The sequence below is a fragment of the Streptomyces noursei genome (assembly GCF_001646665.1).
Lineage (GTDB): Bacteria > Actinomycetota > Actinomycetes > Streptomycetales > Streptomycetaceae > Streptomyces > Streptomyces lavendulocolor.
On sequence record NZ_LWBU01000373.1, the window covers coordinates 13,860 to 37,803 of the forward strand.

The 23,944-nt window shown below is 74.0% G+C and carries 22 protein-coding genes; 16 read left to right on the forward strand and 6 right to left on the reverse strand.

All coding sequences use genetic code 11. From position 1 onward, the window contains the following. Positions 1-11: 11 nt before the first annotated feature. From A4V12_RS28135 to A4V12_RS28160, 5 genes are read left to right on the forward strand one after another with little or no spacing between them, the layout of a single operon-like run. Complete coding sequence (locus tag A4V12_RS28135; protein WP_064072464.1) at positions 12-566, forward strand: hypothetical protein; 555 nt, start codon at positions 12-14, stop codon at positions 564-566. Positions 567-603: 37 nt separating this feature from the next. Then, positions 604-2,229 (forward strand): 4-carboxymuconolactone decarboxylase, encoded by a 1,626-nt coding sequence (gene pcaC, locus A4V12_RS39210; protein ID WP_234372360.1) that lies wholly within the window; start codon positions 604-606, stop codon positions 2,227-2,229. A 29-nt stretch (positions 2,230-2,258) separates the two neighbouring features. After that, entirely contained in the window at positions 2,259-2,894 is a 636-nt protein-coding gene (locus A4V12_RS28150; protein ID WP_064072252.1) for an MBL fold metallo-hydrolase, read from the forward strand. Positions 2,895-2,924: 30 nt separating this feature from the next. Continuing rightward, positions 2,925-3,704 (forward strand): exodeoxyribonuclease III, encoded by a 780-nt coding sequence (locus tag A4V12_RS28155; RefSeq protein WP_064072253.1) that lies wholly within the window; start codon positions 2,925-2,927, stop codon positions 3,702-3,704. 48 nt (positions 3,705-3,752) lie between these two features. Next, the gene (locus tag A4V12_RS28160) at positions 3,753-4,184 is read left to right on the forward strand and encodes a DUF6278 family protein (protein WP_064072254.1); all 432 of its coding nucleotides are present in this window, start codon (positions 3,753-3,755) and stop codon (positions 4,182-4,184) included. Between the two features lie 331 nt (positions 4,185-4,515). On the opposite strand, the gene A4V12_RS28165 is transcribed toward A4V12_RS28160, so the two are convergent. From A4V12_RS28165 to A4V12_RS28175, 3 genes are all read right to left on the reverse strand, one after another. Then, positions 4,516-6,090 (reverse strand): alpha/beta fold hydrolase, encoded by a 1,575-nt coding sequence (locus A4V12_RS28165; RefSeq protein ID WP_234372361.1) that lies wholly within the window; start codon positions 6,088-6,090, stop codon positions 4,516-4,518. A 117-nt stretch (positions 6,091-6,207) separates the two neighbouring features. Continuing rightward, the gene (locus A4V12_RS28170; RefSeq protein ID WP_064072256.1) at positions 6,208-7,392 is read right to left on the reverse strand and encodes a L,D-transpeptidase; all 1,185 of its coding nucleotides are present in this window, start codon (positions 7,390-7,392) and stop codon (positions 6,208-6,210) included. A 104-nt stretch (positions 7,393-7,496) separates the two neighbouring features. Further along, on the reverse strand, positions 7,497-8,225 hold the full coding sequence (locus A4V12_RS28175) for a hypothetical protein (RefSeq protein ID WP_064072257.1): 729 nt from the start codon (positions 8,223-8,225) through the stop codon (positions 7,497-7,499). A 104-nt stretch (positions 8,226-8,329) separates the two neighbouring features. On the opposite strand from A4V12_RS28175, the gene ggt reads away from it, so the two are divergent. Together ggt and A4V12_RS28185 are read left to right on the forward strand one after the other, a co-directional pair. Next, entirely contained in the window at positions 8,330-10,138 is a 1,809-nt protein-coding gene (gene ggt / locus A4V12_RS28180) for a gamma-glutamyltransferase (RefSeq protein WP_064072258.1), read from the forward strand. Positions 10,139-10,368: 230 nt separating this feature from the next. Further along, positions 10,369-11,226, forward strand: a complete 858-nt coding sequence (locus A4V12_RS28185; protein ID WP_079137401.1) for a GNAT family N-acetyltransferase — start codon at positions 10,369-10,371, stop codon at positions 11,224-11,226. 54 nt (positions 11,227-11,280) lie between these two features. On the opposite strand, the gene map is transcribed toward A4V12_RS28185, so the two are convergent. Beyond that, positions 11,281-12,048 (reverse strand): type I methionyl aminopeptidase, encoded by a 768-nt coding sequence (gene map, locus A4V12_RS28190; protein WP_064072260.1) that lies wholly within the window; start codon positions 12,046-12,048, stop codon positions 11,281-11,283. Between the two features lie 32 nt (positions 12,049-12,080). Between map and A4V12_RS28195 the strand changes: the two genes are divergently transcribed. Next, on the forward strand, positions 12,081-12,344 hold the full coding sequence (locus A4V12_RS28195; protein ID WP_064072261.1) for a helix-turn-helix domain-containing protein: 264 nt from the start codon (positions 12,081-12,083) through the stop codon (positions 12,342-12,344). A 166-nt stretch (positions 12,345-12,510) separates the two neighbouring features. Here the strand turns inward: A4V12_RS28195 and A4V12_RS28200 are convergent, their stop codons facing one another. Next, on the reverse strand, positions 12,511-12,924 hold the full coding sequence (locus A4V12_RS28200; RefSeq protein WP_064072262.1) for a hypothetical protein: 414 nt from the start codon (positions 12,922-12,924) through the stop codon (positions 12,511-12,513). A gap of 219 nt (positions 12,925-13,143) precedes the next feature. On the opposite strand from A4V12_RS28200, the gene A4V12_RS28205 reads away from it, so the two are divergent. From A4V12_RS28205 to A4V12_RS28230, 6 genes are all read left to right on the forward strand, one after another. Continuing rightward, positions 13,144-13,536, forward strand: coding sequence for a PPOX class F420-dependent oxidoreductase (locus A4V12_RS28205; protein ID WP_064072263.1), 393 nt, complete (start codon positions 13,144-13,146; stop codon positions 13,534-13,536). Positions 13,537-13,610: 74 nt separating this feature from the next. Beyond that, on the forward strand, positions 13,611-14,963 hold the full coding sequence (locus A4V12_RS28210; protein ID WP_064072264.1) for a hypothetical protein: 1,353 nt from the start codon (positions 13,611-13,613) through the stop codon (positions 14,961-14,963). 203 nt (positions 14,964-15,166) lie between these two features. After that, positions 15,167-16,009 carry a nitrilase-related carbon-nitrogen hydrolase gene (locus A4V12_RS28215; protein WP_064072265.1) on the forward strand — a complete coding sequence of 281 codons (843 nt, stop codon included), beginning with the start codon at positions 15,167-15,169 and terminating at the stop codon, positions 16,007-16,009. Continuing rightward, the gene (locus A4V12_RS28220) at positions 16,006-17,304 is read left to right on the forward strand and encodes an aspartate aminotransferase family protein (protein ID WP_064072266.1); all 1,299 of its coding nucleotides are present in this window, start codon (positions 16,006-16,008) and stop codon (positions 17,302-17,304) included. Before A4V12_RS28215 ends, A4V12_RS28220 begins: the two co-directional genes overlap by 4 nt. A 21-nt stretch (positions 17,305-17,325) precedes the next feature. Continuing rightward, entirely contained in the window at positions 17,326-18,735 is a 1,410-nt protein-coding gene (gene hydA / locus A4V12_RS28225; RefSeq protein ID WP_064072267.1) for a dihydropyrimidinase, read from the forward strand. Between the two features lie 12 nt (positions 18,736-18,747). Further along, a complete protein-coding gene (locus tag A4V12_RS28230; RefSeq protein WP_064072268.1) occupies positions 18,748-19,749 on the forward strand; it encodes a TIGR03842 family LLM class F420-dependent oxidoreductase in 1,002 nt (333 codons plus the stop codon). 25 nt (positions 19,750-19,774) lie between these two features. On the opposite strand, the gene A4V12_RS28235 is transcribed toward A4V12_RS28230, so the two are convergent. Then, complete coding sequence (locus A4V12_RS28235) at positions 19,775-20,830, reverse strand: lipoate--protein ligase family protein (protein ID WP_064072269.1); 1,056 nt, start codon at positions 20,828-20,830, stop codon at positions 19,775-19,777. Positions 20,831-21,084: 254 nt separating this feature from the next. Here A4V12_RS28235 and A4V12_RS28240 point away from each other — a divergent pair, with 254 nt between their 5' ends. Then, positions 21,085-22,881, forward strand: a complete 1,797-nt coding sequence (locus A4V12_RS28240; RefSeq protein ID WP_064072270.1) for a gamma-glutamyltransferase family protein — start codon at positions 21,085-21,087, stop codon at positions 22,879-22,881. A gap of 151 nt (positions 22,882-23,032) precedes the next feature. Next, positions 23,033-23,866, forward strand: a complete 834-nt coding sequence (locus A4V12_RS28245) for an inositol monophosphatase family protein (RefSeq protein WP_064072271.1) — start codon at positions 23,033-23,035, stop codon at positions 23,864-23,866. Positions 23,867-23,944: the final 78 nt, after the last annotated feature.

Sequence of the window (23,944 nt, forward strand, 5' to 3'; positions counted from 1 at the left end):
TCATGTCAGTCATGTCCGTGCTGAACCAGCCCGCGTCCCCGGAGGAGCGCCGGCGCATGATCCGCCGCCGCGTCCTGACCGCCGTCGTCATCGTGCTGCTGATCGGCATCCCGGCCGGCTACCTGGTGATCTCCGCCCAGCAGAGCCGCGCCAGCGGCCGCGACAAGGAGGCCGAGTCGTCCGTCACCGGCCTCCGGGACAGCTGGCCGTCGAAGATGAAGCGCCGCGTCTTCGAGGTCCCCATCCCCGGCGGCTCCACCGAGGTCGCCTACTTCGAGACCAGCAACTGGAAGACCAGCAGGCTGTACGTCGAGTTCACCACCAGCGGCACGGGGCTGGACGACTTCCTGAACGACATCGGCACCAGCCGCGCCGCGCTCGACGCCGCGGACGTCACCATCGGCGAGCGCGACGCCCGCACCGTGGGCTGGACGTTCCCGCTCGGCCGCGACTGGTCCGCCACCACGCACCGCCAGAAGGACCCGCGCCCCACCCGCGACATCACCGTCGACCTCACCGACCCGGCGGCCCCGCGCGTGTACGTCGTCTCGACGGCGACCCCCTGACCCTCGGGGGCCGGTTCCGCTCGCTACCCTGGAGCGAGTGAGCCAGACGCAGACGACCGAACCGCAGCCAGCAGGCCCCCTCACCCTCCAGTACCGGTCCGACGGCCCCGACGAGGCGCCCGTCCTGATCCTGGGACCGTCGCTGGGCACGACCTGGCACATGTGGGACCGGCAGATACCCGAGCTCGTACGGCAGTGGCGGGTCGTCCGGTTCGACCTCCCCGGCCACGGCGGCGCCCCCGCCCAGCCCGCGACCTCCGTCGCCGAGCTCACCGACCGCCTGCTGGCCACCCTGGACGAACTGGGCGTGCAGCGCTTCGGGTACGCCGGCTGCTCCATCGGCGGTGCCATCGGCACCGACCTCGCCCTGCGCGCCCCGCACCGCCTCGCCTCGCTCGCCCTGATCGCCTCCTCGCCCCGCTTCGGCACCGCCGACGAGTTCCGCCAGCGCGGGGTGATCGTCCGCACCAACGGCCTCGACCCGATGGCCCGCACCGCCCCCGAGCGCTGGTTCACCCCCGGCTTCGCCGCCGCCCAGCCCGCGATCGTCGAGTGGGCCGTGCAGATGGTCCGCACCACCGACGCCGCCTCGTACGTCGGCGCGTGCGAGGCCCTGGCCTCCTTCGACGTACGCGCCGACCTCGGCCGCGTGGGCGTCCCCACCCTCGTCCTGGTCGGCTCCGAGGACCGGGTCACCGGCCCGGCCGAGGCGCGCCACCTGGTCGCCGGCATCCCCGACGCCCGGCTCGCCGTGGTGCCCGGCGCGTCCCACCTCGCGCCCGTGGAGCAGCCCGCGGCCGTCACCGACCTGCTGGTACGGCACTTCTCCACCTCGTGGCAGGCGGTCTCCGACTCGTCGACCGGCCTGGCCGCGCTCGCGGCGCCGCCCGTGGTTCCGGCCCTCGCCGCGCCGGCCGCCCCCGCGCCCGCCGCGCACGCCGCCCCGCCGGGCGCCGCCGTCCTCGCGGGACCCGGCGACACCGCCGCCCCGCACGCGGCCGCCCTCCACGCCCCCGGAGCCGCTGCCCACGCGCCCGGAGCCGTCCTCCACGGGCCCGGCGCCCACGCCCCCGGAGCCGCCCTCCACGGGCCCGGCGCCGTCCCGCCGGGCGCCGCGCCGGCCGGAGCCGTCCCGCCGGGAGCGGTACCCGCGGGGACCGTGCCCGTGCCCGTACCGGCGCCCGGTGGCGCACCGCACGCGGCGGCCGCGCCCGGCGCCGCCCAGGCCGCCGCCGCCCGCACCGCCGGGCCCCTGGTGGCCGAACCCGCCGCGGCCGGCCGGCCCGACCCGTACGACGCGGGCATGAAGGTGCGGCGCGAGGTCCTGGGCGACGCCCACGTCGACCGCGCCATGGCCGCCGCGGACGACTTCTCCGGCGACTTCCAGGAACTGATCACCCGCTACGCCTGGGGCGAGGTGTGGACCCGCGAAGGACTCGACCGCCGCACCCGCAGCGCCGTCACCCTGACCGCCCTGGTCGCCGGCGGCCACCTGGACGAACTCGCCTTCCACACCCGGGCGGCCCTGCGCAACGGCCTGTCACCCGCCGAGATCAAGGAAGTGCTGCTCCAGACCGCCGTCTACTGCGGTGTCCCGGCCGCGAACTCGGCGTTCCGCGTCGCCCGCCGGGTGATCCTGGAGGAGACCACACCGGAGGCGTGAGCGGACCCGGCAGGAGGAGGACGCCCCCCATGAGGCTGACCAAGATGTCCCACGCGTGCGTGCGGCTGGAGAAGGACGGGCGCACGCTCGTCATCGACCCGGGCGGGTTCAGCGAGCAGGACGCGGCGCTCGGCGCCGACGCCGTCCTGGTCACCCACGAGCACCCCGACCACTTCGACGAGGGGCGGCTGCGGGCCGCCCTGGAGGCCGCCCCGGGCGCCGAGATCTGGACGCTGCGCAGCGTCGCGGAGCAGCTCTCGGCGGCCTTCCCCGGCCGGGTCCGCACGGTCGGCCACGGCGACACCTTCACGGCGGCCGGCTTCGACGTCGAGGTGCACGGCGAGCTGCACGCGGTGATCCACCCCGACATCCCCCGGATCACCAACATCGGCTTCCTCGTCGACGACGGGGCGGTCTTCCACCCCGGCGACGCGCTCACCGTCCCCGGCCGCCCGGTCGACACGCTGCTGCTGCCGGTGATGGCCCCCTGGAACAAGATCTCCGAGGTCATCGACTACGTCCGCGAGGTGAAGCCGCGGCGCGCCATCGACATCCACGACGCGCTCCTCACCGATCTGGCCCGGCCGATCTACGACCGCCAGATCGGTGCCCTGGGCGGCACCGGCCACGGCCGGCTGACGCCCGGGGACGCGACGGACCTCTGACTGTCACAGGCCCCCGATAGGCTGGGGGCCATGCGCATCGCCACCTGGAACGTCAATTCGATCACCGCCCGGCTGCCCCGGCTGCTGGCCTGGCTGGAGAGCAGCGGCACGGACGTGCTGTGCATCCAGGAGACCAAGTGCACCGCGGAGCAGTTCCCCACCGACGAGCTGCGCGAGCTGGGGTACGAGTCGTCGGTGCACGCCACCGGCCGGTGGAACGGCGTGGCCCTGGTCTCCCGCGTGGGCCTGGAGGACGTCGTCCACGGCCTGCCGGGCGGGCCGGAGTACGACGGCGCGGCCGAGCCGCGGGCCATCTCCGCCACCTGCGGCCCCGCCCGCGTCTGGTCGGTGTACGTGCCGAACGGCCGCGAGGTGGCCCACGAGCACTACGCCTACAAGCTGCGCTGGCTGGAGGCGCTCAAGGCGGCCGTCGCCGACGACGCCGCGGGGGCCCGCCCCTTCGCGGTGCTCGGGGACTTCAACATCGCGCCGACCGACGAGGACGTCTTCGACCGCGCCCTGTTCGAGGGTTCCACGCACGTCACCGAGCCCGAGCGCGCCGCGCTGGCCGGGCTGCGCGAGACCGGGCTCACCGACGTGGTGCCGCGCCCGCTGAAGTACGACCACCCCTTCACGTACTGGGACTACCGCCAGCTGTGCTTCCCCAAGAACCGGGGCATGCGCATCGACCTGGTCTACGGCAACAAGCCGTTCGCCGACGCCGTCAAGGACTCCTACGTCGACCGCGAGGAGCGCAAGGGCAAGGGCGCGTCGGACCACGCCCCGGTCGTCGTCGACCTGGACGTGTAGCGCGCGCCCTGTAGTGCGTCCGGTGGGTTCGGTGCGAGGCTGGGCGGTATGAACATCCCTTTCCTGGAGGCCTGGCGCAAGCGGCACGGCGGCGGCCGCGCCCCTTCCGCGGTGGAGCGTGACGCGGAGGGCGTGGCCGACATGCTCGCGGAGTGCGACCTGCTGCGCTCACGGGTGCAGGAGTTCGGGGTCCGACTGGACGACACCCCGCGGTCGTTGGAGGCCATCGACCAGCTGCTGCCGCGCTGGCGGGACGACCCCGAGGAGCTGCCCTGGCTGGGCAACGACGCGGGTCTCTACCTCGGCACGGTGATCGTACGGACGGTGGCGGGCGCGCACTGGTACCTGACGCCGGGCGGCCACCCCGTCGTCCGGCTGGTCTCCGGCCGGGAGATCCATGTCGTGGAGGCCGGTCTCGACTGGGCGATCAGCGGTTCGCCCGAGCTGTCGCAGATCTACGCGGAGGCTGCCGAGGGGTAGTACCGGTTGGGGTGGTTATACGGCTTATGCCGCCTTTATGCGTGTCGGCGGTCCGAAGTCCCTTTCGTGGCTGGATAGTTTGCGCTGACCTCGACACAGCCGGGAAGGGGCGGGACAGCGTATGGCCGTGGCAGGACGCGGACCATGACCCGGCCGGCCGGAGGGCGGCGGAGCCGCCCCGGAACCGGGGCGGCGGACACCGGACCGGCGGCCGCGGCGACGCTGCCGCCCGGACGCCCCCGTGCGCCCCTGCGGGACGCGGAGGGCGCACGGCGGCGGGTCGGGGTGCCGGAACACCGAGGGGACGGGCCCGACCGGCGGCGGCCGGAGATCACTTCTCGCGCAGCGGGACCGACACGTACGACGGGTCGGACGACGGCGAGGAGAAGGTCAGCCGCGCGCCGGACGGGTTGTGCTCGATGTAGAGCGGGTCGACGGTGTCGACGACCAGCGCGAGCCGGTGGCCGGCCGGGACGTCGTAGGACGTGGAGAACAGCTCCAGGTCCACGGCGAACGGCCGGCCCGGCGTCCTGTCGTGGAAGGTGTACGGCGCGTTGGTCACCAGTTTGCCGACGCCGAGCGGGCCCACGTCGTAGAGGTAGGCGACCAGGGTGCCGCTCGACGCGGTGCTGGTGACGGTGGTGTGCAGCTTCGCCGTGCCCCGCACGCGCTGGACGGAGCCGTACCGCTCGGACTGCCAGACGGCCGCGAAGGACCGGGGGAGGAGCGGGATGGAGGCCATGGGGGGCAGCTTGAGGAACTGGTCCAGGGTGCTGGAGAGCATGACGATGCCGCCGTTGGCGCCGGAGTCGACGTTGGCGTACACCTTCTGCGCGTCGGCGAGCGCGATCTTGCGCTCGGTCGCGCCGACGGACTTCCAGTCGGGGTAGCCCTCGTACGCCCCGGACGTACGGGACTTGAGCTGGACCGGCTGCTCCCGGTCGATGCCGTTGTCGACGCCCTTGAGATGGTGGTCGAACCAGCGGTGGGCGTTGGTCCAGGTGTCGTTGGGCAGGCCGAGCAGGCCGGTCGCCTCGGCGGTGGCGTGGTCGCCGGGGCGGAACTCGAGGCGCTTGGGGCCGGTGAGCTTCTCGTAGAAGGAGGCGTACTGGTTGGGCGGGAAGATGGTGTCGCCCCAGGCGTTGCCCAGCATGATCGCGGTGCCGTTGGCGTTGATCCGGTCCAGCTGGAAGGCGGGGGAGCGCTTGGCGCCCCACGCGATCATCTCGTCCTCCTGGTCGAGGTTGGAGGCGAGGAAGTCCTTGAGGGTCTGCCGGAGTTCGGGGCTCGGCCGGCCGGTGAGGTAGCCGGTGCCGCCGAGCATCGCGGCGGCCTGGAGGTGCTGCGTGCGGCCGCTGTAGATGGACTCGATGAGGTCGGCCCAGCCGCTCAGCGCGACGACGGCCTTGATCCGGTCGTCGTGCGCGGCGGCCAGGAGGCTGATGCCCGCGCCGTAGCTGACGCCCGCCATGCCGATCCGCTCGGGGTCGGCGGGGGTGTTGGCCAGCGCCCAGTCGATGACCTTGGAGGCGTCGGCGACGTCCGGCGGGCCGGCCACCTCGATGTTCCCGCCGGACTCCCAGAAGCCGCGGGAGTTGTAGCCGACGACGACGTAGCCGGCGTCGGCGAGCTTGCGCGCCTGGGCGAGGTACTCGATCTGCGGCATGGACCAGCTCGTCGGCAGCACGATCACCGGGTAGCGGCGCGTCCCGTCGGACCCCGCCGGGGTGACGACGTTGGCCTTCAGTACGGTGCCGCCGTCGCCGGCGATGTCGACGAACCGTATACCGGCCGCCCCGTCGGTGGCCGCGGCCGCGGGGGCGAACCCCAGGGCCGTTCCGGCCAGAAGGGCGGCCGAGACGGCGCCGGTGGTCGTCGTACGCAGGACAGTGTGCCGCTTCGCCACGGTTCGTTCCCCCATCGCAGTGAGCGCTTGAAAGGTGAACCGAAGAAAAGCACGAGTGGCTTACCGCAGGTAACCCGTCGGTAAGTTACGCAGTAGTAACGATTATTGGACGTCGTGTCAACGAAGGGCGCTCTTCGCCTGCCAGTCGGCCCAGGACAGGTTCCAGTCGCCGTAGCCGTTGTTGAGGGCCTGCGTGCCCTTGGCGTCGCCGCCGTCCACCTCGAACGGGTCGCCGACCTGCACCTGCTCGTACACCCAGCGGGCGTCCGGGGTGTCCATGCCGATGCAGCCCGAACTCCGGTTGGCGTTGCCCATGTAGCGGGCGTTCCACGGCGCGGCGTGCGCGTACATCCCGGACCAGGTCAGGCGCATCGAGTAGTCGACCATCTTGTCGTACGCGTCGCCCAGGCCGACCGTCTCGGAGCGCATGTTGATGGTGCCCTCCTTCGACATCAGCACGGTCCGCCCGCGCCAGGACGCCTTGTCGCCGCCCGGGGTGCCGCCTGACATCGGGATGTCCCTGACCTCGCGGCCGTCCCGCAGCAACGTCAGCCGGTGGCTGTCCAGATCGACCTTGACCACCTGGTTCCTGCCTATGGTCACCTTGGTCGTGTAGTCGCGGACGAACCAGCCGCCGTCACCGCCCGAGTCGACGCCGTTCAGCTGCGCGTCGAGGGTGACCTTGGTGCCCGGCTTCCAGTACTTCTCGGGCCGCCAGTCGACCCGGTCCTTGCCCGACCAGTCCTCCATCCAGCCCCACGAGCCGACCGTGCCGTTCGAGGTCGTCACCTTGAGGTGCTTCTCCACCTCGGCCTTGTTCTTCACCGGGTGGTCGAAGACGATCGACAGCGGATGGGCGATGCCGACCGTGGTGTTCTTCCCCGGAGCCAGCGTCAGCTTGTTGACCTTCCCGGCCGCGGCCGTGGCGAAGCCGGCCTCGGCCGTGCCGCCGGCCGCCGACCGCGCCACGACCGTGTACGCGGTGCCGGGCGCCGCCTTGCGGGTGGACGTCCAGGTGCGGCCGTCGGCCGAGACCTTCCCGGCGAGCGTCCCGCCCTTGGAGTCGCTGACGGTGACCTGCCGCAGCTCCCCCTCGGCCAGGGTGACCTTCACCGGCTCGCCCGCCCGGGCCTGCTTCCCGGTGAGGTTCACCGTGATCCGGGTGTCGGGCGCGGTGTCCTTCCCGTCGGCCTTCGCCGGTCCCGCACCGCCCGAGCACGCGGTCAGGGCGGCCGCGGCGAGGACCGCGGTACCGCCCAGGGCGGCGGTGCGGAAGGGGCTGCGCGGGCGTGTGCGGGTCACCTGGAAAACCTCCGATGCGTTCGTTCGTCCCTGGGGGAGAGGGCGATCGGAGGCTTCGGGTTGCCCGGGAGTGCCGGAAATCTCCGCGCGTGCCGAAGGTGCCGCTACGGCACCTCGGCCGCCGGGGCGGTGCGGGCCGCCCGGGTCACGTCGGCCACCAGCTCGACCACGTCGGGACCGTACGCCTGCGAATTGACCACCTTCAGCAGCAGGACGAACGAACCGTCGGTCCCGTGCTTCCGCGCCAGCTCCTCGTGGTGCCGGACCAGGTACCGGCTGGCCGCCTGGTTGGTGATCGCGCGCTGGCCGCAGAAGAGGAACACGGGTCGCGCGCCCTCACCGACGGTGAGCCGGGCGAGGAGGACGTACTCGGTCGTCCCCTTGTCCATGGCGTAGCGCTCCGTCCCGATGGTGAAGGCGCCGCGCTCGGCGGCCGGCTCCACCTCCGTGTTGACGTCCACGCCCGGGAGCAGGGTCGCCAGGTGCGCGGCCATCCGGCGGTTCGAGTACGGCCCGCCCAGGCAGAACTCGGTGCGCTCGCCGAACCCCTGCTGCGCGGTGTCGTGGTGCACGATGCGGGCGTGGGCGCCGCAGTCCTTGACGAGCGCCGACAGCTCCAGCAGCGCGAACACGTCGAAGCGGTGCACCACGCCCTCGCCGCCCGCCTCGCGGTTCACCACCAGCAGGCACTCGGCGTTCCCCGGCAGCCCGAAGAAGGCCTGCTTGCGGCGGAGGCGGCGGCGCCACAGCGCGGAGCGGGCGAGCCAGCCGAGCGAGGCGCTGACCCCCGTGGCGATGACGCCGAGCAGGATGTTGAGCAGGTCTTCATACATGGGCGCGCATGGTAGCGGGGGACCGGAACACCGTCCGAGGCGGTCCTGGCACGGGGCTGCCCGCGAAGTTAGGCTGCCCGGACGGTCGTTGACTGGAGGTACGGATGCGTCGGTCCCACGTACGTAACGTCTCGCTCGCCGCTGTCGCCGCCACGGTCCTGTCGGTGGGGGCCGCGGCACCGCCGCCCACGGAACGTCCGGCACCCGCCAAGACACCGGTGGCCGTCGGACACGGCGGCGCCGTCGCGAGCGTGGACCCGGACGCCTCCGCCGCCGGGATCGAGGTGCTGCGGCGCGGCGGCAACGCCGTGGACGCGGCCGTCGCCACCGCCGCCGCCCTCGGGGTCACCGAGCCGTACTCGGCGGGCATCGGGGGCGGGGGCTACTTCGTCTACTACGACGCCAGGACCCGCACGGTCCACACCGTCGACGGCCGTGAGACGGCGCCCCTCTCCGCCGACGAGTCCCTGTTCCTCGGCGAGGACGGCAAGCCCCTTCCCTTCGAGGAGGCCATGACCAGCGGGCTCGGCGTCGGCACCCCGGGCACCCCCGCCACCTGGGACGCCGCGCTCGACGCCTGGGGCAGCAAGTCGCTGCGGGACCTGCTCAAGCCGGCCGAGCGGCTGGCCCGCGACGGATTCACCGTCGACGCCACCTTCCGCGCCCAGACCGCCGCCAACGAGGCCCGGTTCCGCGACTTCCCCGCTTCCGCCGAGCTGTTCCTGCCGGGCGGAGCGCTGCCCGTCGTGGGATCCGTCATCAGGAACCCGGACCTCGCGCGCACCTACGAGAAGCTGGGCCGGCACGGGGTGGGGGCGCTGTACCACGGCGAACTGGCCCGCGACATCGTCCGCACCGTGCAGGACCCGCCCGTCCGGGAGGGCGCCACCCGGAAGGTCCGCTCCGGCGACCTCACCGAGCGCGACCTGGCGGTGTACCGCACCAAGCGGCAGCGCCCCACGAAGATGTCGTACCGCGGCCTCGACGTCTACGGCATGGCCCCCTCCTCGTCGGGCGGCACGACCGTGGGCGAGGCGCTCAACATCCTGGAGCGTACCGACCTGTCGTCCCTGCCCAAGGCCGGCTACCTGCACCGGTTCATCGAGGCGAGCCGCGTCGCCTTCGCCGACCGGGGCCGGTGGGTCGGCGACCCGGCGTTCGAGGACGTCCCGGTCAAGGGGCTGCTGTCGCAGCGGTTCGCCGACTCGCGGGCCTGCCTCATCCGCGACGACGCGGTCCTGAAGAGCCCTCTCGCACCGGGCGACCCGCGCCGCCCCGTGCCGTGCGCGACGACCGGCAGGGCCGCGCCGACGACGTACGAGGGCGAGAACACCACGCACCTGACGGCGTCCGACAAGTGGGGCAACGTCGTCGCGTACACCCTCACCATCGAGTCGACCGGCGGCAGCGGCATCACCGTGCCGGGGCGGGGCTTCCTGCTCAACAACGAGCTGACCGACTTCTCGTTCGCTCCCGCCGACCCGGCCGTGCACGACCCGAACCTGCCCGGGCCCGGCAAGCGCCCCCGCTCCTCCATGTCGCCCACGATCGTCCTGGACGACCGTGACCGCCCGGTCCTGGCCCTCGGCTCCCCGGGCGGCGCCACCATCATCACCACCGTGCTCCAGACCCTGACGGGCGTCCTGGACCGCGACCTCCCGCTCGTCGAGGCCATCGCCGCCCCGCGCGCGAGCCAGCGCAACCAGGCCACCACGGAACTCGAACCGGCCCTCTACGACAGCCCGCTCCGCGCGGAGCTGGAAGCCCTGGGCCACGCCTTCCGGCGGAACCCCGAGATCGGTGCCGCCACCGGTGTCCAGCGCCTCCCGGACGGCCGCTGGCTCGCCGCCGCCGAGAAGACCCGGCGGGGCGGCGGCTCGGCCATGGTGGTCCACCCGGCGGGCCGCCCGTAGCACGGCCGCCGGCCGACCGGCGCGCACCCGTCCCGCGCGCCCGGTCGGCCACCGGTCGGCTCGACCGTACGGCCGTACGCCGGCGTCCACCCGCCTCCCGGGGGCCGGTGGGCGCGCCGAGCGGACGCGTACGGCTCGGCCGCTCCCGATTGCCGCCCCGGTGACGGGCGCGTTCGATGGAAGGGAGGCCCGGCGGACCGCCCGCCGGAGGGAGAAGGGGAGAGGCGACCATGGACCTGGTACTGCGTCCCGGACGCGCGGACGACGCCCCGGAGTGCGGCAGGATCTGCTTCGAGGCCTTCGACGGCATCGCCCGGGAGCACGGCTTCCGCTCCGACATGCCGGGTCCGGAGGCCGCCGCCGACATGTTCCGGATGGTGTTCGGCCACCCCGGGTTCTACACGGTGGTCGCCGAGCTGGACGGCCGGATCGTCGGCAGCAACTGCCTCGACGAGCGTTCACCCGTGGCCGGCGTGGGGCCGATCACCGTGGACCCGGCCGTGCAGGACGGCGGCATCGGGCGCCGCCTCATGCACGACGTCATGGAGCGGGCGGCCGACCGAGGGGCGCCCGGCATCCGGCTGCTCCAGAGCGGCTACCACTGCCGGTCCTTCGCGCTCTACGCCGGCCTCGGGTTCGCGTTCCGCGAGACCCTCGCCTGCCTCCAGGGGCCGCCGGTCGGCGGAACGGTCCCCGGGTACGTGGTGCGCGCGGCCACCGACGCCGACCTGGCCGCCTGCGACGACCTGTGCCGCCGCGTCCACGGCGTCGACCGCGGCGGCGAACTGGCCGACGCGGTCAAGGCGGGCACGGCACGGGTGACCGAGCACGACGGCCGGATCACCGGATACGCCACCGACCTGTCCTTCTTCGCCCACGCGGTCGGGGAGACCACCGAGGACGTCCGGGCGCTCATCGCCGCGGCGCCGTCCTTCGGCGGCCCCGGCATCCTCGTCCCGGCGCGCGACAGCGACCTGCTGCGGTGGTGCCTCGGCAACGGGCTCAAGGTGCAGCAGCTCATGAGCCTGATGACCGTCGGCCTCTACAACGAGCCGGCCGGGGCGTACCTGCCGTCCATCCTGTACTGAGGGTCCGTCCTGTACTGAGGACGGGGCACCCGGTCCTGCCGGGCGCGGGCTCGCTCAGAGCGCCGTCAGTACGCGCGGGCCCCCGGCCGTGATCGCCACCGTGTGCTCCGCGTGGGCCGCCCGGCTGCCGTCCAGGGTGCGCACCGTCCAGCCGTCGTCGTCCGTGCGGTGGCCGTCGCCACCGCCGCCGATCACCATCGGCTCGATGGCCAGCACCATGCCGTGGCGCAGCAGCATGCCCCGGCCCGGCCGGCCCTCGTTGGGCACGCCGGGGTCCTCGTGCATCCGCCGCCCCACGCCGTGACCGCCGAACCCGTCCGGGATGCCGTAGCCCGCGGCACGGCACACCCGGCCGACGGCGTGCGCGATGTCCCCGATCCGGTTGCCCACGACCGCCGCCGCGATCCCCGCCTCCAGCGCCTCGTCGACCGTGCCGACCAGCCGGGTGTCGGCGGGGCGGGCCCGTCCGACCGTGAAGCTGACCGCCGCGTCGCCCGCCCAGCCGTCCAGCAGCGCACCGCAGTCGAGGCTCACGAGGTCGCCGTCGCGCAGCCGGTAACCGTCCGGTATGCCGTGCACCACGGCGTCGTTGACGGACGCGCAGAGCACCGCCGGGAACGGCACCGGAGCCCACTGCGGGCGATAGCCCAGGAAGGGTGACGCGGCACCCGCCTCGCGCAGCACCTCGCGCGCGACCGCGTCCAGGGACACGAGCGTCGCACCGGGGACGGCCGCGCTCCGTGCCGCCGCCAGCGCCTTTGCGACGACCCGTCCGGTCGCACGCATGGCCTCCAGGGAGGCATCGGTCTTGATCTCCACCATGCCAATTACTATACCGGTATTAGTATGGGTTCATGGTTCGTACCCCCCTCACCCCGGAAGAGCGCGAACGCGGCGAGCGCCTCGGCCGGTTGCTGCGCGAAGCGCGCGGCCCGCGCAGCATGGTCGAGATCGCGGCGGCCGCCGGGCTGTCGGCCGAGACCCTGCGCAAGATCGAGACGGGACGCGCGCCCACGCCCGCCTTCTTCACCGTCGCGGCGCTCGCGGGCGCGCTGGGCCTGTCGATGGACGACCTGGTCACGCGGTGCGCCCCGGTGCCCCGCAGCGACGCCGCCTAGGCCGCACGCCGCGAGGCCCGGGCGGCTCGTGTCGCGGGCGGGCGACGGAGCCGGAGCCGCGCGGCGCCGGGCCCGTCCGCCCCGGCCGGCGGGCGGGGCCGTCCGCTCACCCTCGGCGCCCGCACGGCGCGGATGGCGCGGATGGCGCGCCGCTGCCGTCATGGCCTCAGGCGTGCCCGGCCGAGGCCATCGCCTCCTCCAGGAGGGCGCGCGCCTTGTCCTCCGCCGCGTCGTACCGGTCCGGGTGGGCGGAGCGCTGGACCTCCTGGGCGGTGGCGCCCGCGCTGAGGTGGGGGGACCGGCGCTCCACCCGGACGGCCCGCTCGAAGAACCGCCGGGCCGCGTACGGCACGTGCCTGATCTGCTCCGGGGTGCCCCAGCCCTGGCTGGGGCGCTGCTGGAAGACGCCGAGCGAGTCCTTGTCGCCGCAGTCGAGGTTGTTCATGTGGGACTCGACCCAGCCGGCCTCGAAGGCGGCCAGCATGACCTTCTCCGAGACCCCGAGGTCGCGGCCCACGGCGTAGACCGTCCTGGTGACCTCCGGGTCACGGTCCGGGGGGATGTGGCAGGGGGGTGTCATGACCGCGATCTTCCCGTCCCCCGCCGCCCCGGAACCCGCGCGTCGTGAAGTCGACACCCTCCGCCGGTCGCACAACCCGGTTCCACAGACGGGTAGTTGGCGCGGCGGCCGCGCCCGGCGCGCCGATCCGCCCCGGCGGGCACCGCCCGCGGCCCGGCCGGGGCGCGGATCACGCACCGGCCGGGCGCGGGCGGCGCGCGAGGGCGTAGGCTCGCCGTCGTGATACCTGAGGGATTGCGGCACGGCCGTTACGTCAGCCTGACCACGTTCCGCAAGAACGGCACGGGGGTCGCCACGCCGGTCTGGTACGCGGTGGACGGCGACGAGCTGTTCGTCTGGACGCGGGAGGACTCCTGGAAGGTCAAGCGGCTGCGCCGCGACAGCCGGGTGGTCGTCACCGCCTGCGACGTGCGCGGCCGGGTCGCTGAGGGTGCCGCGAGCGCCGAGGGCACGGCACGGCTGCTGGACGACGTCAGGGCCGTGCGGAAGCTGATGGCCCGCAAGTACGGCTGGCAGTTCTGGATGGCCGACTTGCCGGCCGCCCTGGTGCGGCTCGGCAAGCGGCCGCACCTGGGGATCGCGGTGAAGTTCCCCGCCGAAAAGCCCCTGTAGCCCCCCTGTAACACGGCTGGGGTCGAATGCCTCCGGACCCGGGGGATCCCATTCGGCCGCGGACGGGGGCATGCATGACGGACCATCACCTCTCCGAGGAGGTGCGGACGTTCGCGGGGTACCTCGCGCACCTGGTGGCGGAGCTCGACGAGGGCGGCGGCTGGTACGGCGTCTTCCTGCACCGCGACCCGCACGGGATGCGGGCCTGTCTGCACGGGGCGGAGGTGCCGCCCTGGGACGTGGTCGAGGCGCTGCTCCACGACCTCGCGGCGGTACGCGGTGAGCCCCGGGCGCGGGAGGTGCGGGCCGAGGCGGTACGGGCACGGGAGCTGCACGCCGCTGCGGCCGCCGCGCACGACCGGCGCCCGGACGGCCGGCGGGCGCTGCGGGAGCGGCTGGCGCTGATGCGGCGCGAGCAGGCCGGCGCCGTACGGCGCGGGGAGGAGCTGCTCGCCCGGCTGGCGGCCGTCCCGGAGGGCACCCCGGAGGCTGAGGGGCTGGCGCAGGGCCTCGCCTGGGTGCGCGACGACCATGCCAGGGCGACGGCCCGGATCGAGGAGTTCGGCGCCCGGCTCGCCGCGCTCCCCGAACCCCCCGCTCCGCCACCCCCGCCCCCGCCGCCACCCCCGCCCGTGGCCGCCGCCTCCGGGCCGCCGCCCAAGCCCGCCCGCAGGCGCCCCCGCGGCGCCCGGTACGCCTGGCTGGAGGTCGACGACACCGCCCCGGACGCCCTCCTCCCGGACGCCACCGCCGGCCCCGCGCCCGTGCCCGACCTGCCGCCCGCCGCCACGACACCGCGCGGCGCCCGCTTCGGCGCCGGCCCCGGACCGGAGGACCCGCGGCGGGCGCCGCAGCCGCCCGGGTCGCGGGAGGCGCCGCCACCCGGCGGGGACGAGGACGCCGACGGGCCGCGTGCCGCCCGGGACGCCGTCGCCGTCCTGCTGCGGCTCCGCGCCGAGGGCCGCGGCGGCGAGGCGCACGCCCTGCTCTGCGAGGCCGCCGCATGGCCGGCCGCCCGGCTGCCGCTGCTCGCCGCCGAACTGCACCGGGCGGGCCTCGGCCCCGACTGGGGCACCCTCCTGTGGGAGGCCGCCGCGCAGCCCCCCGAGCGGCTCGTCGCCCTCGCCGGGGCGCTCACCGCCGCCGGGCGGGACGACGACGCTGCGCAGCTGCTGCGCCAGGGCGTCGCCCGGCCCCCGGCCGAGACGGCCGCCGCGGTGCTGGCGCTCGACGGGAGCGGCCGCCCCGAGGAGGCCGCCCTCCTGATCCGCGCCTTCGCCGGATCCCGTACCGCCGAGGAGGCGGTCCGCCTCGCCGCCCACGCCCCGCACCGGCTGGTCCCGCCCCTGCTGGCCGCCGCCCCGACCGCCGCGCATCGGCGGGACCTCCTCCACGCCCTCCGTGTCGCGGGCCTGCCCACCTCCTGACGCCCGGGGCGCCCCGCTCGCCGGCCCGGCCGTGACCCGGTGCGCACGTGTCCGATGTGGACCAGTCGGGTACGAAACTTGATCGACTCCGGCGGTTGCTGGCGGCGGTCTTGCCCCGCCGTGTGACGAGGCTTACGTTCGCTTCCTACGCACCCCGTCTACGTGCGTAGAGGCTCTCTGACGCCACGCCGAAGGAGCAGCTCATGTCCCACATCGTGCGTGCCGCCCTCGTCCAGGCGAGCTGGACCGGCGACACCGAATCCATGATCGCCAAGCATGAGGAGCACGCCCGGGAGGCGGCCCGGCAGGGCGCCAAGGTCATCGGCTTCCAAGAGGTGTTCAACGCGCCCTATTTCTGCCAGGTCCAGGAGCCGGAGCACTACCGCTGGGCCGAGCCCGTGCCCGACGGCCCGACCGTGCGGCGCATGCAGGACCTCGCCCGCGAGACCGGCATGGTGATCGTCGTCCCCGTCTTCGAGATCGAGGACGCCGGGTTCTACTACAACACCGCCGCCGTGATCGACGCCGACGGCTCCTACCTCGGCAAGTACCGCAAGCACCACATCCCGCAGGTCAGGGGCTTCTGGGAGAAGTACTACTTCAGGCCGGGCAACCTCGGCTGGCCGGTCTTCGACACCTCCGTGGGCCGCGTCGGCGTCTACATCTGCTACGACCGCCACTTCCCCGAGGGCTGGCGCCAACTCGGCCTCAACGGCGCGCAGCTGGTCTACAATCCCTCCGCCACCCACCGCGGCCTGTCCGCCCACCTCTGGCAGCTGGAGCAGCCCGCCGCCGCCGTCGCCAACCTCTACTACGTCGCCGCCATCAACCGCGTCGGCCGGGAGGAGTACGGGGACAACGACTTCTACGGCACCAGCTACTTCGTGGACCCGCGCGGCCGGTTCGTCGGCGACGTGGCCTCCGACAAGGACGAGGAACTGGTCGTCCGCGACCTCGACTTCCGGCTCATCGACGACGTACGGCAGACCTGGGCCTTCTACCGCGACCGGCGTCCCGACGCGTACGAGGGACTGATGAAGCCATGACCGGGAACGGGCACACCGCCGACCTCCACGCGCGCCACCGGGCCGTCATCCCCGACTGGGTCTCGCTCTACTACCGGGACCCCATCGAGATCACCCACGGCGAGGGCCGGTACGTCTGGGACGCCGGCGGCAAGCGGTACCTCGACTTCTTCGGCGGCATCCTCACCACCATGACCGCCCACGCCCTGCCCGAGGTCACCAAGGCGATCACCGAACAGGCCGGGCGGATCATCCACTCCTCGACCCTCTACCTCAACCGCCCCATGGTGGAGCTGGCCGAGCGCATCGCCCGCCTCTCCGGCATCCCCGACGCCCGCGTCTTCTTCACCACCTCCGGCACGGAGGCGAACGACACCGCCCTGCTCCTGGCCACCGCGCACCGCCGCACCAACCAGATCCTGGCCATGCGCAACAGCTACCACGGCAGATCGTTCTCGGCGGTCTCCGTCACCGGCAACCGCGCCTGGTCGCCGACCACCTACTCCCCGCTCCAGACGCTGTACGTGCACGGCGGCGTCCGCGGCCGGGGGCCCTACGCCCACCTGTCCGACGCGCGGTTCATCGAGGCGTGCGTCGCCGACCTCGAGGACCTGCTCGGGCACACCGGCGACGTCGCCGCGCTGATCGCCGAGCCGATCCAGGGCGTCGGCGGCTTCACCTCCCCGCCCGACGGGCTGTACGCCGCGTTCCGGGAGGTCCTCGCCCCCCGCGGCATCCTCTGGATCGCCGACGAGGTGCAGACCGGCTGGGGGCGCACCGGCGAGCACTTCTGGGGCTGGCAGGCGCACGCGGCGAGCGGCCCGCCCGACGTCCTCACCTTCGCCAAGGGCATCGGCAACGGCATGTCCATCGGAGGCGTCGTCGCCCGCGCCGAGGTCATGAACTGCCTGAACGCCAACTCCATCTCCACCTTCGGCGGTTCACCCGTCACCATGGCCGCCGGCCTCGCGAACCTCTCGTACCTCCTCGAACACGACCTCCAGGGCAACGCCCGGCGGGTCGGCGGGCTGCTCGTCGAACGGCTCCGCGCCGTCACGGCGAGCCACCCGTTCGTCCGGGAGGTGCGCGGCCGCGGCCTGATGCTCGGCATCGAGCTGGTGCGGCCCGGCACGGACGAGGCCGCCCCGGAGGCCGCCGCAGCCGTCCTCGAAGCGGCCCGGGAGGGCGGCCTGCTCATCGGCAAGGGCGGCGGCCACGACACCAGCGCCCTGCGGATCGCCCCGCCGCTCTCCCTGACCGTCGCCGAGGCCGAGGAGGGCGCCGCGATCCTCGAACGGGCCCTGCACTCGATCTGACCCCAAGGGGGCGACCCACCCATGAGCACTGCCCGCACCCTCATCCGAGGCGGCCTCGTCATCACCGCCACGGACGAGACCCACGCCGACATACTGATCGAGGACGGCCGGATCGCCGCCCTCGCCGCCCACGGCTCCACCGTCTCCGAGTCGTGGACCGCCGAGCGGACGATCGACGCCACCGGCAAGTACGTCATCCCGGGCGGCGTCGACGCCCACACCCACATGGAGCTGCCGTTCGGCGGCACCTTCGCCTCCGACGACTTCGAGACCGGCACCCGCGCCGCCGCCTGGGGCGGCACCACCACCATCGTCGACTTCGCCGTCCAGTCCATGGGCCACGCGCTGCGCGACGGCCTCGACGCCTGGCACGCCAAGGCCGACGGCAAGTGCGCCGTCGACTACGCCTTCCACATGATCCTCTCGGACGTGAACGAGTCCTCCCTGAAGGAGATGGACCTGCTGGTGGAGGAGGGCGTCACCTCCTTCAAGCTCTTCATGGCCTACCCCGGGGTCTTCTACAGCGACGACGGGCGGATCCTGCGCGCCATGCAGCGCGCCTCCGTCAACGGCGGACTGATCATGATGCACGCCGAGAACGGCATCGCGATCGACGTCCTCGTCGAACAGGCCCTCGCCCGCGGCGAGACCGACCCGCGCCACCACGGCGAGGTCCGCAAGGTGCTGCTGGAGGCCGAGGCCACGCACCGCGCCATCCAGCTCGCCCGGGTCGCCGGCGGCACCCCGCTCTACGTGGTCCACGTCTCCGCCGAGGAGGCCGTCGCCGAGATCGCCGCCGCCCGCCACCAGGGCCTCGACGTCTTCGGCGAGACCTGCCCCCAGTACCTCTTCCTGTCCACCGACAACCTCGCCGAGCCGGGCTTCGAGGGCGCCAAGTACGTGTGCAGCACGCCGCTGAGGCCGCGCGAGCACCAGGCGGCGCTCTGGCGCGGCCTGCGCACCAACGACCTCCAGGTGGTCTCCACCGACCACTGCCCGTTCTGCTTCAGCGGCCAGAAGGAGCTGGGCCGGGGCGACTTCTCCAAGATCCCCAACGGTCTGCCCGGCGTGGAGAACCGCATGGACCTCCTCCACCAGGCCGTCGTGGACGGGCACATCAGCCGCCGCCGCTGGATCGAGATCGCCTGCGCGGCCCCGGCCCGCATGTTCGGTCTCCACCCGAAGAAGGGCACCCTCGCCCCCGGCGCGGACGCGGACGTGGTCGTCTACGACCCGCACACCACCCAGGTCCTGTCGGCCGAGACGCACCACATGAACGTCGACTACTCCGCGTACGAGGGGAGGACCGTCACCGGCCGGGTCGAGACGGTCCTGTCGCGCGGACACGTCGTCATCGACCGGCGCACCTATACCGGCCGTCCCGGTCACGGCGTCTACATCCCCCGTACCACCTGCCAGTACCTGAACTAGGAGGCCAGGACAGTGGACTTCGGACTCGTCCTGCAGACCGACCCGCCCGGCTCCGCCGTCGTCGGCCTGATGCGGCGCGCGGAACGCAACGGCTTTCGCTACGGCTGGACCTTCGACTCCGCCGTGCTCTGGCAGGAACCGTTCGTCATCTACAGCCGGATCCTGGAGCACACCAGCAAGCTGATCGTCGGCCCGATGGTCACCAACCCCGGGACCCGGACGTGGGAGGTCACCGCCTCCACCTTCGCCACCCTCAACGACATGTACGGCAACCGCACGGTGTGCGGCATCGGGCGCGGCGACTCCGCGATGCGCGTCGCCGGCCGCAAGCCCAACACCCTCGCCCGGCTCGGCGAGGCGATCGGGGTCATCCGCGACCTCGCGGAGGGCCGCGAAGCCGTTGTCGACGGGCAGCCGCTGCGCCTCCCCTGGGTACGCGACGGCAGGCTGCCCGTGTGGATGGCGGCGTACGGGCCCAAGGCGCTCGCGCTCGCCGGGCAGAAGGCCGACGGGTTCATCCTCCAGCTCGCCGACCCGTTCCTCACCGAATGGATGATCAAGGCCGTACGGAAGGCGGCCGAGGAGGCCGGCCGCGACCCTGCCGCGGTGACCATCTGCGTCGCCGCACCCGCCTACGTCGGCGACGACCTGGCGCACGCGCGCGACCAGTGCCGCTGGTTCGGCGGCATGGTCGGCAACCACGTGGCGGACCTGGTGAGCCGGTACGGCGAGCACTCCGGCCTGGTGCCCGAGGCCCTCACCGCGTACATCAAGGCGCGCCAGGGGTACGACTACAGCCACCACGGCCGCGCCGGGAACCCCTCCACCGACTTCGTCCCCGACGAGATCGTCGACCGCTTCTGCCTCCTGGGCCCGCCCTCCGCCCACATCGCCAGGCTGGAGGCGCTCAGGGACCTGGGCGTCGACCAGTTCGCGGTGTACGACATGCACGACGCCAAGGAGGCGACGATCGACGCGTACGGAGCGGAGATCATCCCGGCCCTCGGCCGCTAGGTACGTCCCGGGACGGCCCCGGCGGTCAGGGCACGCGGGCCGTCCACTCAGGGGAGCCGAACTTCGTCCGGGCCAGCTCACGCGCGCGTGCCATCTCGCCCTCCGAGACCCCGCCCGCCGACAGACCGTACCTCTCGCGGAACGAACCGATCATCTTCTCGATCACCGTCGCCCGCGGGAGGCCCGTCTGCCGGCGCAGCGGGTCGACGCGCTTCCGGGCGCTGCGGGTGCCCTTGTCGGACAGCTTCTCCCGGCCGATGCGCAGCACTTCGGTCATCTTGTCGGCGTCGATGTCGTACGCCATCGTGACGTGGTGCAGGACCGCTCCCTCGCCGCCGGCCAGCCGCTTCTGCGCGGCCCCGGCGATCTTCCCGGCGTCGGTGGCGATGTCGTTGAGGGGCTGGTACCACGCCTTGATGCCCATGTCGCCCAGCGCGCCCAGCACCCAGTCGTCCAGGTACGCGTAGCTGTCGGTGAACGACAGGCCCTGGACCAGGGCGGCCGGCACGGAGAGCGAGTACGTGATGGTGTTGCCGGGCTCGATGAACATCGCCCCGCCGCCGCTGATCCGGCGCACCACGGTGATGCCGTGCCGCTCGGCCGCCTCCGTGTCCACCTCGTTGCGCAGCGACTGGAAGCTGCCGATCACCACGGCCGGGGCGCCCCACTCCCACACGCGCAGGGTCGGCGGGCGGCGCCCGGCCGCGACCTCGGCGGTGAGGACCTCGTCGAGCGCCATGTGCAGGGCGGGCGGCTGGGCGCCGTCGTGGACGAGCTGCCAGTCGTAGTCGGTCCAGTCGGTGGCGTGCGCCAGAGCGCGCCGCACGGCCACCCCGATGCCCTCGGTGGTGAGCCCGAACATCTGCGTGCCGGGCGGCAGGGCCGCGTCGATGCGGGCGGCGAGCCCCGACGCGTCGGTGTCCGCGGGCGCCCCCTCCAGGGCCCGGTCGATGGCGGGCAGCGCCTCGTCGGGCTCAAGGAAGAAGTCCCCGCCGACCCTCACCCGGCGCAGCACCCCGTCCTCCGCGTCGAGGTCGACGACCACGAGCTTCCCGCCCGGAACCTTGTATTCGCCATGCACGTCCCGCGTCTCCCATCCGTCCCCGAACCGACCGTCATGTCACCCTATGCCCGTATCGCGGCCCGGTGGGCACCCGGGCCCGGCCGCCGCGCACCCGGCCGGGGCGGGGCCGTATCCGGTCGTGCCGGGGCCGTGTCCCGTCGTGCCGGGGTCGTGCCCGGTCGTGCCGGGGCCGTACCGGGCCGGACGGGCTGCCGGTAGCCTGCTCGCTGCCCGGCCCGCCACCGGGCCCGCGAAGTGAGGTGACGGACCGTATGTTCACCACCCGGCCCACGCTCCGGGGCACCTTCGGCATGGTGTCCTCCACGCACTGGCTCGCCTCCCAGTCGGCCATGGCGGTCCTGGAGGACGGCGGCAACGCCTTCGACGCCGCCGTCGCCGCCGGGTTCGTCCTGCACGTCGTCGAGCCGCACCTCAACGGACCGGCCGGCGAAGTACCGGTGATCCTCGCGCCCGCCGGCCGCCCCGTCCGGGTGCTGTGCGGCCAGGGGCCGGCCCCCGCCGGCGCGACCGTCGCGCACTACCGCTCCCTCGGCCTCGCCCTGGTGCCCGGCACCGGGCCGCTGGCCGCCGCCGTCCCCGGCGCCTTCGACGCCTGGATGCTCCTGCTCCGCGACCACGGCACCAGGACCCTCGCCCAGGTCCTGCGGTACGCCATCGACTACGCGGAGACCGGCCACCCGCCCCTGGAGCGCCTCGCCGGGACGGTGGAGACCGTCCGCGCCCTCTTCGAGAACGAGTGGACCTCCTCCGCCGACCTCTACCTCCCGGGCGGCCGTCCCCCCGCCCCGGGACGGCTCTTCCGCAACCCGGCCCTGGCCCGCACCTGGCGCCGCCTCGTGGAGGAGGCGACCGCCGCCGCCGGGAGCGGCGACCGGACCGGCCAGATCGAGGAGGCCCGCCGCGTCTGGCGGCAGGGGTTCATCGCCGAGGCCCTCGTACGGCAGGCGTCGCGCCCCACCATGGACACCAGCGGCGCCCGCCACACGGGCACCCTGAGCGCCGACGACCTCGCGGGCTGGTCCGCGACGTACGAGGACCCCGTCACGTACGACCGGCACGGCTGGACCGTGTGCAAGGCGGGCCCGTGGAGCCAGGGGCCCGTGCTCCTCCAGCAACTGGCCCTGCTGCCGGACGAACTGCCGCCGTACGGCTCGGCCGACTACGTCCACCTGCTCGTCGAGGGCTGCAAGCTCGCCATGGCCGACCGCGAGGCCTGGTACGGCGACGCCGCCGACGTCCCCCTCGACACCCTGCTGTCCCGCCCGTACAACGACCGGCGGCGCGCCCTCGTCGGCGACAGGGCCTCCCTTGAGCTGCGTCCCGGCAGCCCCGGCGGCCGCCGGCCGGCGCTGAGCGACCACACCGTCGCCGTGGCCCGCGGCCGGCCGGGTCCCGGCGCGCCCGCCGTCCCGTACGCCGCCGGTGCGGGCGAGCCGACGGTCGGCCCCGACGGCACCACCCGGGGCGACACCTGCCACATCGACGTCGTCGACCGGTGGGGCAACATGGTCGCCGCCACGCCCAGCGGCGGCTGGCTCCAGTCCAACCCCGTCGTGCCCGAACTCGGCTTCCCGCTCGGCACCCGGCTCCAGATGGCCTGGCTGGACCCGGGGTTGCCGAACTCGCTGACGCCCGGCCGCCGCCCCCGCACCACGCTCTCGCCGTCCCTGGTGCTGCGCGACGGGGAGCCGGTCATGGCGTTCGGGTCGCCGGGCGGCGACCAACAGGACCAGTGGCAGCTGCACTTCCTCCTCGCCGTCACCCACGGCGGCCTGGACCCGCAGGCCGCGATCGACGCGCCGGGCTGGCACAGCGAGTCCTTCCCCGGCTCCTTCCACCCGCGCGGCATGCGGCCCGGCGGGCTCACCGTCGAGTCCCGCACGGACCCGGCGGTCGTCGAGGACCTGCGCCGGCGCGGCCACGACGTCACGGTCGGCGGGCCCTGGACCGAGGGCCGGATGTGCGTGGTCGCCAGGGACCCGCGGACCAGGATCCTCTCGGCGGCGGCCAACCCGCGGGGGATGCAGGGGTACGCGGTGGGCCGCTGAGCACCGCCCTCCGGCCGCCCTCCGGCCGCCCTCCGGCCGCCCTCCGGCCGCCCTCCGGCCGCCCTCCGGCCGCCCTCCGCTCGCTCGGCTGTCGTCCGCCCGCCGTCCGGCCGGGGGCCGGACTGTCAGCGGGGCGTGCTTAGCTGGACGCATGATCGATGAACTTCTCGATGGTTCCGGGACCCTGTCCGACGCGACCGAGCAGGCGGTGCGCGACGCGGCCGCCGCCGAAGTCGTGCCCCGCTGGCGTCAGCTCGCCACGCACGAGATCGTCGAGAAGAGCGGCCCGCACGATCTGGTGACGATCGCCGACCGGGCCGCCGAGGCCCACCTCACCGCCTCGCTCACCCGGCTGCTGCCCGGCTCGGTGGTGGTCGGCGAGGAGTCCGTCCACGCCGACCCCGCGGTGTACGAGGAGCTGAAGGGCGACGCGCCGGTGTGGATCGTCGACCCGGTGGACGGCACCTGGCACTTCGCGCACGGGGACGCCGGGTTCTGCATGCTCGTCGCCCTGGCGGTGCGCGGCGAGGTGCTGGCGTCGTGGACGTACGCCCCGGCGCGGGACCAGATGGCCGTGGCGGTGCGCGGGCGCGGTGCCCGGCTGAACGGCACGGAGATACGGGCCGGTGCGCCCGCCCCCGGTGCGGCCCTCCGGATCGCCACGTCCCACCCCGACTACACCACCCCGGACCAGAAGGCCGCGCTCCTGGGCCTCCGCACCGAGGGCGTGCACACCCGCCCGTGCGGCTCCGCGGGCCTGGAGTACCTGGCCGTGGCGCGGGGCGAGCTCGACGCGGTCGCCTTCTCGTGGGAGCTGGCCTGGGACCACGCGGCGGGGCTGCTCCTGGTCGAGGAGGCGGGCGGCGCCCACACGACGCTGACGGGCGCCCCGTTCCGCGTCACGGGCGGCAACGACCTGCCGTTCACCGCCGCCCGCGACCGGGCCACCGCCGACCGCGTACGCGGCCTGCTGGCCGGCGGGTAGCGGCGCGCGGGAGGGGCCGGTCCCGGCCACCGGCCCCTCCCGCCGCCCCGGCCGGTCACCGGCCCAATATCCTGAGAT